The sequence below is a fragment of the Bacillus sp. SIMBA_008 genome (assembly GCF_046535495.1).
GTDB classification, from domain to species: Bacteria; Bacillota; Bacilli; order Bacillales; family Bacillaceae; genus Bacillus; species Bacillus subtilis.
Genome location: NZ_JAWRWL010000005.1, coordinates 189,755 through 203,048 on the forward strand (window position 1 = coordinate 189,755; position 13,294 = coordinate 203,048).

General features: G+C 47.2%; 14 protein-coding genes and 1 pseudogene. All 15 read right to left on the reverse strand.

What is annotated here, in order from left to right:
* Nucleotides 1-65 precede the first annotated feature (65 nt).
* The 15 genes and pseudogenes from deoR to SB658_RS17305 all read right to left on the reverse strand — a co-directional run bounded on the left by deoR (nt 66) and on the right by SB658_RS17305 (nt 13,205).
* Nucleotides 66-1,007: a DNA-binding transcriptional repressor DeoR gene (deoR, locus tag SB658_RS17235; RefSeq protein WP_014478458.1), complete on the reverse strand. Its 942-nt coding sequence runs from the start codon at nt 1,005-1,007 to the stop codon at nt 66-68.
* 133 nt (nt 1,008-1,140) lie between these two features.
* Complete coding sequence (locus tag SB658_RS17240) at nt 1,141-1,968, reverse strand: DUF1206 domain-containing protein (RefSeq protein ID WP_003227122.1); 828 nt, start codon at nt 1,966-1,968, stop codon at nt 1,141-1,143.
* A gap of 72 nt (nt 1,969-2,040) precedes the next feature.
* Entirely contained in the window at nt 2,041-3,153 is a 1,113-nt protein-coding gene (gene eutH / locus SB658_RS17245) for an ethanolamine utilization protein EutH (protein WP_032676947.1), read from the reverse strand.
* A 69-nt stretch (nt 3,154-3,222) separates the two neighbouring features.
* Nucleotides 3,223-4,560, reverse strand: coding sequence for an MmgE/PrpD family protein (locus SB658_RS17250; RefSeq protein WP_003227118.1), 1,338 nt, complete (start codon nt 4,558-4,560; stop codon nt 3,223-3,225).
* Nucleotides 4,557-5,699 carry an N-acetyl-sulfur-metabolite deacetylase SndB gene (gene sndB / locus SB658_RS17255; RefSeq protein ID WP_003227116.1) on the reverse strand — a complete coding sequence of 381 codons (1,143 nt, stop codon included), beginning with the start codon at nt 5,697-5,699 and terminating at the stop codon, nt 4,557-4,559. Before sndB ends, SB658_RS17250 begins: the two co-directional genes overlap by 4 nt.
* A gap of 16 nt (nt 5,700-5,715) precedes the next feature.
* Complete coding sequence (locus SB658_RS17260; RefSeq protein ID WP_014478463.1) at nt 5,716-6,465, reverse strand: amino acid ABC transporter ATP-binding protein; 750 nt, start codon at nt 6,463-6,465, stop codon at nt 5,716-5,718.
* A 12-nt stretch (nt 6,466-6,477) separates the two neighbouring features.
* A complete protein-coding gene (locus SB658_RS17265; protein ID WP_003227111.1) occupies nt 6,478-7,152 on the reverse strand; it encodes an amino acid ABC transporter permease in 675 nt (224 codons plus the stop codon).
* A gap of 22 nt (nt 7,153-7,174) precedes the next feature.
* Entirely contained in the window at nt 7,175-7,969 is a 795-nt protein-coding gene (locus SB658_RS17270) for an amino acid ABC transporter substrate-binding protein (RefSeq protein ID WP_003227109.1), read from the reverse strand.
* Between the two features lie 24 nt (nt 7,970-7,993).
* Nucleotides 7,994-8,491, reverse strand: coding sequence for a sulfur-containing aminoacid acetyltransferase SnaB (snaB, locus tag SB658_RS17275; RefSeq protein WP_003227107.1), 498 nt, complete (start codon nt 8,489-8,491; stop codon nt 7,994-7,996).
* 13 nt (nt 8,492-8,504) lie between these two features.
* A complete protein-coding gene (locus SB658_RS17280; RefSeq protein ID WP_003227105.1) occupies nt 8,505-9,830 on the reverse strand; it encodes an LLM class flavin-dependent oxidoreductase in 1,326 nt (441 codons plus the stop codon).
* Between the two features lie 185 nt (nt 9,831-10,015).
* Nucleotides 10,016-10,252 (reverse strand): annotated as a pseudogene (locus SB658_RS17285) (hypothetical protein).
* Nucleotides 10,239-11,225, reverse strand: coding sequence for a penicillin V amidase (gene yxeI / locus SB658_RS17290; protein ID WP_029726152.1), 987 nt, complete (start codon nt 11,223-11,225; stop codon nt 10,239-10,241). Before yxeI ends, SB658_RS17285 begins: the two are co-directional and overlap by 14 nt.
* Nucleotides 11,226-11,380: 155 nt before the next feature.
* A complete protein-coding gene (gene yidA / locus SB658_RS17295; protein ID WP_003227099.1) occupies nt 11,381-12,193 on the reverse strand; it encodes a sugar-phosphatase in 813 nt (270 codons plus the stop codon).
* Nucleotides 12,194-12,232: 39 nt separating this feature from the next.
* Entirely contained in the window at nt 12,233-12,790 is a 558-nt protein-coding gene (locus SB658_RS17300) for a hypothetical protein (RefSeq protein WP_003227097.1), read from the reverse strand.
* Entirely contained in the window at nt 12,771-13,205 is a 435-nt protein-coding gene (locus SB658_RS17305; RefSeq protein ID WP_003227095.1) for a lipocalin family protein, read from the reverse strand. The genes SB658_RS17300 and SB658_RS17305 overlap by 20 nt, the downstream gene beginning before the upstream one ends.
* Between the last annotated feature and the right edge of the window lie 89 nt (nt 13,206-13,294).

Genomic DNA, 13,294 nt, shown 5'->3' on the forward strand with positions numbered 1-13,294 from the left:
TAACCGACTTTTGAACATATGTAAATTGGTAATTGAAATTTTGTTCAACGAAAGGTTTGAACGTGTCACAAATCATTAACAAGCGCCCTCGCGGTATGCTGGTCAATGATTAAAACGTTGGCATATTTTCCGGTTAATGCTCCGTGAATGGAAGATACTTTTCTGCTTCCGCCGGCAACTAAAATGGAGCGTTCCTTCAGCCTGAGGTCTTCAAGCTCAACACCGATGGTCCGGTCATTGATGGCGCTGCTGCAAATATTCCCTTTCGCATCAAAAAAGCGTGAACAAATATCCCCCACGGCCTGTTTTTTCAGCAGGGCTTTCTCTTCTTCGTTAAAATATCCGAGCCGGAACAACAGCGCTTCATCACGGACAGTCCCCACCGTGAAGAGAGCGATATTCGCCTGCTTTCCCATCTCGATGATCCGCTCAATATGACGGTCTTTCTCCACCATTCGCTTCACATCCGCATTATCAAACACGACGGGAAGCGGGAGATAGCGCGGCATCGTTTGAAAAGCCTCTGCAAACAGCTGAATCGTTTCAGCCGAATACGTGTTTACCCGGGAATGGCTGATGCCGCCTTTCAGCTGGACGACCTCGACGCCTTTTACCTGCTTCGGCTGCATGTTTTGCGCGATTTGATACATGGTGGTTCCCCAGCTGACGCCGACAATGTCGCCGTCTTTTACCGTTTCATGCATATATTCTGCACCATAGCGGCTTAGGTCATGTGTAATTCCTGCATAATCGGGTGTCGGGGAAAACACAACATGCGCCTCGAGGAGCCCGTATTTCTCTTCAAGTATGGAACCGAGCGCATCCAAATCCTCAAAAGGGTCCATGACGCGAATCTGGACATACCCTTTTTCCTTTGCATATTGCAGCAGCCGGGAAACGGTTGGCCTTGAAATGTTGAGCTGCTCAGCAATTTGCTGCTGACTGTAGTCAGACTGATAGTAAAGCCTTGCCGCTTCTATGCTTAATTGTTGTTTTTCCCGATCCATTCTGCACCTCCCTGTGGATCAGTCCTGATAAAACTGCTTTTGATTTGCTTTTATTATACAGGCTGGCGCCGGCTTTCATCCACCTGATTTCTAAGAAACTGAAAAACGCTCTGGGCGCGGACCTGCCCAGAGCTTACTTCTCCCAGGTCATATGCTGATAAATGCCTTTGATAATGGCGTACATTCCATATAGGATCAGGCCTAATGCCAATATAGACAGAATCAATTTGCCATGCGGCTGCTGCGCGAGTTCGGCGAGCGCGCCGTCAAAGCCTCTTGTGTCGTCGGGATCAGCGGTCATGGCTGTCTTGATGAGAAAATAGCCGATGGCTGAGAAAATAATGGCGCGGGCGATATTGCCTGCGCGCCCGGTGTTTTTCGTGATGCATATCATCTGTTTGTTCATTTTTGATGTATCGAATTCTTTCATAAAAGCAGCCCGAACGCCTTTCATAAATTGAACAATCGCAAATACGATAAAACCCGCACCCGTAAGCCCTGTGAGCCATTGGCCGAATGGCTGCGCCAATACATAAGCGGACCACGTCTGTTCTGAAGTGCCGCCGTCCCCTTGGCCAAACACAAATCGCAAGGCATTCCAAGCGATGGATGTATAAACGGCGGCACTGAAAAAGTTTCCTATTCTCCGTGACAGGCCTCGCCTGCTGTTTCCGTGCCCCTCCGTGTCCTTGATTGCGCTTAACACCATCCAGCTTACATAGCCGATAAGGCCGATGCCTATTAAAAAAAGCAATAGTGACCCATACGGCATGCGTGATAGCGTTTGGAGAGCTCCGCTCGAATCTTTGGCGCGGCCTGCCCCGGCAGCCGTCATAAAAGCCAAAACCCCAAGCAGAATAAAAACGCCGCCGAATGCAAAATAACCAAGCCTCCCGAATCGTTTGATCCAAGGCTTGGTTTCCTGTTTTATTTTTGACATGTACCGGTCTTTCACCGCCATGTGTCCAACCCTCTTTCACAGAAATCTTTACTGTAACATTCCCGATTGGACAAAGTTGAAACAGCTTCTGCCTCAGCTATGGCCGGCTGAGATACGTTTTTGCTGATTAGCTGATTGTGCAGGTGTCATCCAAGCAGCCGCTGCGGCAGCTGTGACTCCGCCTGCTAATTTCCCAATGATCATGGCCGCCGCCATTTCTTTTTTCATTCCAGCCACAAAACCGAGGTGGCTGCCGAGTACAAAGGCGCCGCTGACCGCAAACGCGACATTGATGACCTTTCCTCTCGGCGTCATATCCTTTAATGAAGCCAGCATTGGGATATGGTGCGCCAAAGAGGTCACCAAGCCTGCTGTTGCTGTCTCATCTAAATGAAGGCATTTCCCCAGAGCCTTTAGCGGTTTTTTAAAGGTTTTTGTAATAAAAGCCGTCATCGGAAATGCCCCTGCCAGAGCAATGGCAATGGTCCCTGTCGTTTGTATCCCTGTCTCGACATTCTCCATTCCCGGAATCAGCACAATGCCTGTCAGCGTTTCAACGGAGACAGCCGCAAGCCCGATAATCGCAACCACACTGACCGCTTTCCCGAAGAGATGAAACAACCGAATCATACTGTCGGTATACCGCCATAATCCAAAAGCGATCACAGCAGATAACAGACTCGGGATCAGAAGGTTTTTACCTATCATGCCGATGTCAAAGCCCGCGCATAATCCGCCGATGAAACAACCGATCGGCACTGTGCACAGCCCGATTAATATGCCTTTCGCAAAATACGGATGATCCTCTTTTTCGATGATGCCAAGAGCGACGGGAATTGTGAAGACGATTGCCGGTCCCATCATTGTTCCTAAAAACACCCATGAAAACAGCCCGGCCTCCGGATCTTTCGCCATTTCTCCAGCCAGCGCATATCCTCCCATATCAATCGCCAAAATGGTGTTCGCAAAGGAAGAAGGGTCCGCGCCAATCGCTGTGTAAAACGGAGCAACAATGGGAATCAGGATTGCTGCCAGCACGGGCGCCAGCGACACAATTCCGATCATGGACAGCGCCAGCGGCCCCATAGCCTTAAACCCGGCCGCAAACCGCTCGCCTAGCCCCCATCTGTTTCCCAAACAATAATCCGCCGCTCCCCATAGTAAAAAGGCAGCCAAAATGAATACAACCGCGTCATTCACCGTCATGGTTTTCTCCTTTTTCAAACATATGATTGGTTTTATCATATCATCTGAAATCACCGAATAGAGTTGATCTTATTCAATATGAGCTAAAAATTCTTTTATATCGGCTTTTTCAACGGCTGTTATGATGCTCCGCGCTTTTTCTTGCGGGACCGTTAATGTCAATTTTTCTATTATGTCTTCTTCAGACAGCTCATTTCCTGGCGCCCCTTTTGGGCAGTCCACACGCGCTTCGCAAATCCGGCCGTCTGATAAATAGGCCCGGACAATCGTAAAACGGCCTTTTGGAACGGCACGGGGAGCCGGCTGAGTAGCATTGTCATATACGCGCTGAATATGCCCTATTGTCGTTTGAATGCCGTTTGGGATCGGCTGGCTGTTGAAATGTTCAACGGTCAGGTCGTGTCCGTGCAAAGCAAGAGCAATCACATATTCAACGCTGAAACGGCCTTCCTCTCCAGTTTTTGGAGATCGTTCCGTCAATGCAGCATCTCCGCCTGGCGGAAATATCACTTCAATACGTTCGGTATTGGCCGCAGAAATGGTTTCTTCGGAGATAAGCTGTCGTACCGCATCTGCAGCATGGTGTGCCGCGGAACAAAATGGATAGATTTTAAACCATAGACCCGGCTGCACAATTCTCCACGGTGCCCCCCAATCGTTTAGCAAAGTGTGTTGTGCTTTTTCAACGTCACCGTACAGACTGAAGAAACCAGTTTCTCCATCAAGTGCCGTGCGGGACCCGCCAAATTCTGATTGGGCCAGCTTAACGGCCAGCAAGCCAGCCTGAGCCGCCAGACCGGCGTGCAGCGGTTTCATTTCTGTTCCAAATTGCACCCTCATCCCAGCAGATTGCGTAGCCGCAAAACCAATTGCTTTTTCCAACTCTTCCTGAGTCAGCTCCTCAGCATAACCTACGGCGCAGGCAGCAGCGATGGCACCAAGCGTTCCTGTATTATGCCAGCCCTTTTCATAGTGGCGGCTGCCAATTGATTCTCCCAGCCGTGCCATCACTTCAACACCAACAACATAAGCGCCAAGAAGCCGCTCGTTATGTCCGCGAGCGGCAGATGCAATAAGGGCCGGTACGATGACTGCACTGGGGTGTCCTCTTACATCGGAGTGGACATCATCAAAATCCAATGCATGAGCGATAAATCCATTGAGCATCGCGGATTGTAATGGCGCGGCCTTTTTGCCCTGTCCGATAATAGGAACAAGAGGCAGGCCTCCTTCATCCTCTATCAGCCGGAGCAGCTTTTGAATTCCTTTATCTTCTCTTCCTGCGAATGAAGCGGCAGTAAAATCAAGTAATCCCTTTTTTGCTTCGTGAATCGCGTCAACTGAATGCTCAGGTTGTGACGTTCTCACAGCCGCTGCAAGACCTGCTGTCAGCCCTTGTTTGCTCATTTGATGGTCTCCAATACAATAACCGCCAGCTCCGCAAAGTACTGAGAGGCAACCGTAAGGGCTTCTTCATCCAGTGTAAAGGCCGGATGATGCCACTCCTCCGTCCCGTTCGTTCCCATCCAGACAAAAAATCCCGGAATCTTCTCTTGATACAGAGCGAAGTCTTCTCCGCCCGGAGACTGCTCAGCGTGAACGGTTTGATAGCCAAGCCGTGCCGCAGCTTCGGATGCCGCATTCAAAAATGTGCCGTCATTCTGAACGGAAGGCAAATAAGGAAACCACTTGAATTCTGCTTGTGCCCCATAGCCCGCTGCAATTCCTTCAGCCACTCGTCTCATATGCTCCGGAACAGCCTGCCTCGCTTCTTTTTGAAAGGTTCGAACCGTTCCCTCCATTTCAGCTTGGTCTGGAATTACGTTCCACGAGGTGCCCGCCTGTACTCTTGTGATACTGACGACTGCGTTTTGCAGTGAGCTGATATTGCGGCTGACCACAGATTGCAGCCCGCTGATGATTTGTCCGGCTGCAGCGATTGGATCAATACTGTTATTTGGGATGCCGGCGTGCCCGCCTTTCCCTTTGATGACGATCTCAAATCGGTCAACACTTGCCATGAGCGGACCTTCCTTTACACCAATGGTCCCGACAGGCAGATCCGGCTTATTGTGCATGCCGAAAATCGCAGAAACGTCATTAAGTACGCCAGCTTCTAGAACCTTTCTTGCTCCTGCGGCAATTTCTTCGGCCGGCTGAAAGATAAAGCGGACTGTACCTTTCAGCTCGGCCTTTCTTTGATTCAGCAAAATCGCTGTGCCAATAATAGAAGCAGTATGAAAATCGTGTCCGCACGCATGCATTGTGCCATCAACCTTAGATGCAAACGGGAGATTCGTCTGTTCTTGGATCGGGAGCGCGTCAATGTCCGCTCGTATTGCTATCACGGGGCCGTCTTCCCGTCCTTTGATTTCTGCAATCACGCCAGTCTCCAATTGAGGAACATCAAGTATTTCGATTTGCTCCTCCTCAAGCCAGCGGCGGATTTTTTTCGTCGTTTCAACCTCTTGAAATGACAGTTCAGGATGTTCATGAAGATCACGCCGCATATTGATTAAACGGGTATAAAACGCTTTGTCGGCCATTGTTCTTCTCCCCTTCTTATATAAGCTCTGCAGGCTCTCCCACCTGCTTGATAAATCGTTTCGTCCGTTCGTTTTTCGGATGGTCAAACAGTTCCTCTGGCGTTCCCTGCTCGATAATATGGCCGTCTGCCATAAAAATCACTTTATCAGCAACCTCTTTTGCAAACGCCATTTCGTGTGTAACAATGATCATCGTTGTTTGTTTTTCCGCAATGGACTTGATGACCTGAAGCACCCCTGTGACGAGCTCAGGGTCAAGCGCTGACGTTGGTTCATCCAGCAAAATCGCATGCGGATTGACCGCAAGCGCCCGCGCGATGCCGATTCGCTGCTGCTGGCCGCCGGACATTGTGATCGGATAGCTATCAGCCTTATGCTCCAGACCGACTTGTTTCAGAATCTCCATTCCAATACGTTTCGCTTCGTCGCGTGGTTTATGTTGAGCCACGATTAAAGCTTCTGTAATGTTTTGCAGAGCCGTTTTATTTTTAAACAGATTGTAGTTTTGAAAGACCATGGCCGTTTGCTGGCGAAGCCGGTGTGCTTCTTTGCGTGTAAATTTTTCCGCGTTCAGTTTGGCTTCTCCGATTTCAATGAGGCCTTGATCCGGACGTTCTAATAGATTCAAGCACCGGAGAAGCGTTGATTTTCCGGAACCGGACGGACCGATGATCGCCACCACTTCTCCGCGCTTCACTTCTAGATCGATTCCATCTAGCACGACGAGATCTTTAAACGCTTTGCGAATATTTTTTACTGTTATCAACTGATTTCACCTCTAAGTCCGGTATGGCTTGCTCATGGCGCGTTCAAACAAGTCCTGCAACATGCTGTAGATCATGGTAAGAACCCAATAGACGATCGCAACCGCCAAGTACGTCTCAAAATATTTGAGGTTTCCTGAAGCGTACATCTTCCCTTGGGCGAACATCTCCATGACCCCTAATGTAAAGGCCAGTGACGTTTCTTTCAGGAGCCCGATAAATGTATTGCCCGTTGCCGGAATCGCATTTCGGATCGCTTGCGGCAAAATAATCCGTCTGTATGCCTGAAATTTTGTCATACCGACAGACAGGCACGCCTCCAGCTGCCCGTCATCAACAGAATTGAGGGCAGCCCGGAAGATTTCTGCCAAATATGCTGCATTTTTTAAGCTTAACCCGATGATAGCGGCTGTGAGAGCTGTCATTTTGCTCATCTCTGGAAATAGCTGCGGCAGCCCATAATAGATTAAGAACAGCTGCACCAGTGTCGGCACGCCTCGAAAAAAGGATATATACAGCTTTGACAGCTGATGAAGCACTGGAATTTTGTTCTTTGTAATGAGTGCGAGAATAAGTCCTCCGATAATGGCAAAAATCATAGCCGCTATGGCCATAAACAACGTGATCGGAAGGGCCTGAATTAAAGTCGGGAACGCTGATATCATGAATTCCCAATCAATCGTGTTCATTCTGGTGATTCACCGCCGTTTCTTAATGCTTCTGTTCTACTGTGATATCTTCATTAAAGTATTTTTCAGAGAGTTTTTTCAGTGTTCCGTCTTTACGCAATTCATCTAGCGCCTTATTGACTTTTTTGCGGAGCTTGTCGTGCGCATCGTCCTTGGCAAATGGGAATGCAACCTGTTCGTAAACAATCGGATCTCCTGCAAGCTTTAATGGCAAACCGGTCTTCTTGATTTGCGCGATCAATACAGTTCGGCTGTTGACATAAGCGTCTACCCGGCCGTACGCAACATCCTTCAGCGTACCCTCTTGTGTTTCATACGTTTTGATATTGATTTTTTTATCAGGATCTTTGCTTTCAAGGTTTTTCGCGTGGTTTGAACCGAGAACGGCTGCGACTGTCTTGCCTTTTAAATCGTCTACTGATTTGATGTCTGTATTGTCTTTTTTGACGACAATCTGTGTTCCCGCATAAGCGTATGGTTTCGTAAAGTTATACGTTTCCTTACGTTCGTCTGTCACAGCTACCTGGTTAGAAATGGTGTCAAGCTTGCCTGTTTGAAGCTCTCCCATCAGCCCGCTGAATTCAAGCAGCTTCCAGTCCAGTTTCATGTCAATTTTCTTAGCGACTGCTTCCATCACTTCCACGTCAAAACCTGTCAGCTTTCCGTTTTCTTTATAAGCAAATGGGTAACTTTGTCCTGTCGCACCGACATGAAGCACATTGTCATCCTCTTTACTGCTGCTGTTTCCATTGCCGCAAGCTGAGAGCACCGCTAATAATGCAGCAACGACCAGCACTGTCCATTTTTTCATCTTCATTTGATTTTCCCGCCTTTTCTATTTTTATAGATCATGTCGCAATTGTTTTTTCATATAGACTGTGATATGCCCTTTTCCAAGGTCTTGTTCACCTGAGCGGACATATCCTTTTCGTTCGTACATCTCAATCAGCCACGGATGCTTATCCGCTGTTCCGAGTGAGACAAACGGAACCTTTAACGTATCGCGAAGGATTGTTTCCTCCAGCCATTGAAGCAGCTTTGTTCCGATTCCTTTTTTTCCGGTGTCGGGGTCCACAGCAAACCACCAGATATGCGGAACGCCATACGGTCCCGGCTGTTTTCCCCAAGGCATTCTCAAGGTGATGGTCGCGATGATCCGCCCGTCTTCTTCCATGACGTAGCAAGCATTTTCCCGAATATTTTTCAGCACCAAATCCAAATCCGCATGAGCGGCAGCAAAACGAATGCCGAGCTTTCGAATCGGTTCATAAGCCCGCAATGTCAGCTCGAGAAGCTGTTCGGCATCACGTTCAACTGCAAGGCGGTATTGTGGCTTCATCTAGCGTTCCTCCTTACTTTGCATAGCGGTTTACCGGCTTTTCCAAACCGAAGTGCTCTCGTAATGTTGTGCCTTCATATTCTTTTCTGAACACGCCGCGCTCCTGTAAAATCGGAACCACTTGATCAACAAACACTTCAATTCCTTCTGGAAGAAGCGGAGGCATGATGTTAAACCCGTCACACGCTTTCGTATCCACCCATTCCTGCATCTTGTCGGCGAGCTGCTCCGGCGTGCCGACAAAGATATGGTGGCCTCTGGAGCCTGCAACGTATTTGTAAAGCTCTCGTATCGTCATATTGTCACGTTCAGCCATCTCCTGAACAAGCTTGAAGCGGCTCTTCACCGCATTGGAAGCTTCTGCGTCAAGCTTCGGCAGCGGCCCATCAAGCGGATATGCCGACAAATCAATTCCGCCTAAGTAATTTTGGAGAATTTGCAGACCGACAGATGGGATAATTAGATCTTGAAGCTCCTTGTATTTGGCTTGCGCTGCTTCTTCTGTATCGGCAATGATTGGGAAAATACCCGGCATGATGGCAATTTTTTCTGGATCACGTCCGAATTCCGCAGCCTGTTCTTTAATGGATTGATAAAATTCTTGAGCTGATTCCAGGTGGTTTTGTGCTGTGAAGATCACTTCGGCTGTTTTGGCAGCCAGCGCTTTTCCGTCTCCTGATGATCCTGCCTGGATAATGACCGGCTGGCCCTGCGGGGTTCTTGAAACGTTCAGAGGTCCGCGAACCGAGAAATATTCTCCTTTGTGATTCAGCTCGTGCATTTTTTCTTTGTCAAAGAATTCACCCGTTTCTTTATTACGGATAAAGGCGTCCTCTTCCCATGAATCCCAAAGCCCCTTTACAACCTCGACAAATTCCTCTGCCCGCTGATAGCGCAAATGGTGTTCAAGGTGCTTTTCACCGCTGAAATTCAGTGCTGTTGATTCAATAGATGAAGTGACGACGTTCCATCCGGCACGGCCATTGGAGAGATGATCCAATGACGCAAACTGTCTGGCAATATGGAATGGCTCGCTGTATGTAGTGGAGGCTGTTGCTGTCAGTCCGATTTTTGATGTGACCTGCGCCAAAGCAGAGAGCAGGGTGAATGGCTCAAACCTTGTTAATACATTTGGATGTGATTTGCTGTCAATTGAAAGGCTGTCCGCTAAAAACAGCATATCCAGCTTGCCCCGCTCCGCTGTTTTCGCAAGCTCTTTAAAATAATCCAAATTCATGCTCGCATCTGAGGGCGCGTCCGGGTGCCGCCAAGACGCAACATGATGGCCTGTACCTGCTAAAAATACCCCTAATTTGATTTGTTTCTTTTTGCTTGTCATGACGATACTCCTTTTATCATGTTTTTAGGCTGAATAATCCGAAAAATAAACTCCTATATTCCTAGTCGTTTAATATGAATAAATCAAAATGTACCTTTGTCTTGGACGTTTGTCAATGAGTTAAGATTAATTTTTTCTATTCAAGCGAAAAGACCCTTGCGTGACCATGATGGAACGGCATTGATTCATTCAACTAGTGCAACCTCTATATCGGCAAGAAAACTGAGTCTAATGAAGCAAAGACTCAGTTTTCATCCAAGAATTTCATATAAGATTTCGCCATTTCCTTTGCCTTTTCTTCCTTTTCTTCGCTTTTGCAAACCGCCTATCCATTCAGACGCCGTAACGATTGTATAAAAAAACAGCTGACTCCAGATATTCAAACCGGAATCAGCTGATTGATGTGAATTAATTAAGCTCATGAATACTCTCTTCTGCTTTAGCAGAAAACACTTTAGGCTCCAAACAGTCAAGGTCTTCATGAAATAAACTCACTTTTTGGATTTGCCGATTGTCATAGTGGTGGAAATAGTAGTTTCCAGTTTCGTTGCACATCACGGAAGTATATTGCGTATAATGAATTTCGTCTTCTTCCGTTATCACTGCGCCCTTTGGTATCGTCATATTTGCCAAAATTTGAAAAGCGGCTGTTACACCTTTCGTTTCATCGGCCGCCGGCTCTAGATGTTCTTTCAAATAAACAGCTCTGACAAACCGGGAAGGCGGTGTATAATCCCCCGGCAGACCAACAGTTCCTAAGCCTTGGCCAAAAGCGGAAAGGGCTAATCCGCCCATCTCTTTGCTCTCTAATTGCTTCGGTCTGATTCCTGTATATTGCTGCAGATTGGTTACATGCCATATAAAGTCGGGGCTGTTCGTCATGACACCAGGTTGATTATCATAGACTTTGAGGCCGTCTGCTCTCGGTTCTATCGTCAGGCTTCGGCCCGTCCGGTCTGACAATATCCAGTGAAGCGGTAAAACTGTATCCAATAGATCTAATTTTTTCTCTACAATCGTTAAAGATCGAATCTTTTCTTTTACGTCTTCCAAAGACTTACAGACTGACAGCACCCATGTCACAAACTCATGCGGGGCAATGTGAACGGTATCTTCCCGTATCGTTTTTTCGTACTCCGCATAGCCCGGAAAATAAAGCGCCGCACAAGATAAACCGCTTTCATTAACGCCGTCGGCAAATAATATATTTCCAAGTTTTCTCCCCATACCGATAAACGCGTACTGTGTCTGATGGGCCTTTCCGTCAGCTTCACTCTTCCAGCTGTAACGGCGCGGATAGAGAATGACCTCCGTCCCCAGCTGAAATGCAAAATCCATTGTTCTCGCTAATAAATGATTCCGGTCAGCAGTTTCCAATGTAAGACTTGTGCACATTTGATCAGTCCCCTTTTCAATTCAGATTAATATCATACATATTGTGAACGAATTGGTTTTATCAGCATAACGAAAGTCAAATCGATTCGTCAAAGAATTGACATTACATCAAATAAAACGAAAAAATCCAGCCTTCTAAGAGGCTGGATTTTTTATTATTTAGCCAAAACAAGCTCGTGAATCGCATGCGCAACACCATGTTCATTATTGGAGCGCGTTTGAAAGTTTGCGGCTTCCAATACTTCTGGGATGGCGTTTGCCATGGCAACCCCGCAGCCCGCCCATTCGATCATTGTCAGGTCGTTCCCGTTGTCGCCTATGCACATGACTTCCGCCTGTTCAATTCCAAGCAGCTGAGCCAGCTGGCGTACAGCATTTCCTTTGCTGGCTTCCGAGTGCAGAATTTCATAAAAGAAAGGCGCGCTTCTGACCATTGTATATTTTTCTCTCACGTCATTTGGAATCGATGTAATGACGCGGCTTAAGTTCTCCGGTTTATCAATAAACATCACTTTCGGGATGAGGATATCTTTTGGCACCTCGTCAATTTTGCGGAAATGAAGCGGCACCTGTGTCACATAGGATTCGTATACGGTAAATTCGCTAATGTCCCGGTTAGGCGTATACAAATTAGATGAGTCAAAGAAATGCATCGGCGTCTTCAGCTCTAAACTCAGGTCATATAATGAAGTCAAATCATCATAACCGAGAGACAGCTCCGAGACCACTTCATTTGTATGCGTATTTTGAACAAGTGCTCCATTATACGCAATAACATAGTCGCCTTCTTCAATTAAATTCAGTTCATCTAAATATCTCTGCACACCCCCGATAGGCCGGCCGGTGCAAAGCACAATTTTGACACCTTCCGCTTTTGCCGCGTGAAGGGCGTCGCGGACCTCCTCTGTTACTTCATGATGATCATTTAAAAGTGTTCCATCCATATCAATTGCAATTAGTTTGTACATCCTGCATCTCCTTCATGTCGTTTTCAGGCTATAGTCCCATCATATCGTTTTTTCTTTTTGATATTCAACCGGAAGAGATGGTTTTCTCCGAATTCTATTTAGACGCCGCCCTTGTCTTCGGATACGCAAGCGCGGTTTCCGCTTTCTTTCTGCCTTGACGCCGTTTTCTGCTTTTTTCTGTTTCATCAGCAGAAAGCCGGCAGCTAAAAATGGAATGCCGGTTATATTCAAGATGGCAAGCTTCACACCCGCAGCGATTAAAAAGAACCCCCATGAAGATGATGGATTCCGCCTGATCATGACGTAAGCCGCCATTTCCAGAACAATCAGGATGGCATGAAGCACTATGCCATAAATCAGCCATACAAGGGCAAAAAACAATACATAATTCACGATTGCCCCTGAGTACATCATAGCGCGCATCATTTGTATAAACGATAAGGACTGCATGGAGCCGCTGATGACATTAGGGTTATAGATCGTATAGTCACTAAATAAATGTTTGACTTTGAGAAAAGCCCATAATATAAATATCCACTGAATAATATGTAAAACAAGCCCCGCTGCCACCAGTCTTTCAGCTTTTTGATTTCTCATCTTTCTCCTCCCTGCCGGTCTTTGATTCAATTCTCGTCATCGTTTTTCTCTGTCCATTTTGCTTCCATATCAACGTCCCGTTTTCTCCTCTTTTCAGCGTGCTTTTGAGCGGATAATAGGGGCCGAGGTACTGAATCTCGATAGACCCGTCAGTGCTTTGGGAAATCACCTTGTATGCCATAAAAGGCAGCTGTACCTCTCCTCTTCCTTCCATCACTTCCGTTTCCACAACCTCGTCTTCGGTAAATGTGACTGTTGCTGATTTCACGCCGTCCGTTGGCCCGGGGGCAAGCCCCTCATCCCACGTTCCGTAATAAAACGGCGTCTCTTCTTTTTGCTGCTGGCAGCCCGATACCATGATGCATACAACAATTAAAAACAAAATGCCATATTTGTTTCTCAAGGGGATCACCATCCTTTCCTCCTTTTTTTGGGCGAATGCCGTGCCACTGTGCCAAGGACTACATAAGTTATAAGGAATTCACCCACAAGGAGATTGATCAT

Bases quoted from the DNA above. Each gene is read 5' to 3' on its own strand.
- snaB (WP_003227107.1), bottom strand. From the start codon at position 8,491: ATGAAGCCACAATACCGCCTTGCAGTTGAACGTGATGCCGAACAGCTT.
- SB658_RS17305 (WP_003227095.1), bottom strand. From the start codon at position 13,205: ATGGTGATCCCCTTGAGAAACAAATATGGCATTTTGTTTTTAATTGTT.
- SB658_RS17300 (WP_003227097.1), bottom strand. From the start codon at position 12,790: ATGAGAAATCAAAAAGCTGAAAGACTGGTGGCAGCGGGGCTTGTTTTA.
- SB658_RS17270 (WP_003227109.1), bottom strand. From the start codon at position 7,969: ATGAAGATGAAAAAATGGACAGTGCTGGTCGTTGCTGCATTATTAGCG.
- SB658_RS17250 (WP_003227118.1), bottom strand. From the start codon at position 4,560: ATGAGCAAACAAGGGCTGACAGCAGGTCTTGCAGCGGCTGTGAGAACG.
- SB658_RS17265 (WP_003227111.1), bottom strand. From the start codon at position 7,152: ATGAACACGATTGATTGGGAATTCATGATATCAGCGTTCCCGACTTTA.
- SB658_RS17240 (WP_003227122.1), bottom strand. From the start codon at position 1,968: ATGGCGGTGAAAGACCGGTACATGTCAAAAATAAAACAGGAAACCAAG.
- yxeI (WP_029726152.1), bottom strand. From the start codon at position 11,225: ATGTGCACAAGTCTTACATTGGAAACTGCTGACCGGAATCATTTATTA.
- SB658_RS17280 (WP_003227105.1), bottom strand. From the start codon at position 9,830: ATGACAAGCAAAAAGAAACAAATCAAATTAGGGGTATTTTTAGCAGGT.
- deoR (WP_014478458.1), bottom strand. From the start codon at position 1,007: ATGGATCGGGAAAAACAACAATTAAGCATAGAAGCGGCAAGGCTTTAC.
- yidA (WP_003227099.1), bottom strand. From the start codon at position 12,193: ATGTACAAACTAATTGCAATTGATATGGATGGAACACTTTTAAATGAT.
- sndB (WP_003227116.1), bottom strand. From the start codon at position 5,699: ATGGCCGACAAAGCGTTTTATACCCGTTTAATCAATATGCGGCGTGAT.
- eutH (WP_032676947.1), bottom strand. From the start codon at position 3,153: ATGACGGTGAATGACGCGGTTGTATTCATTTTGGCTGCCTTTTTACTA.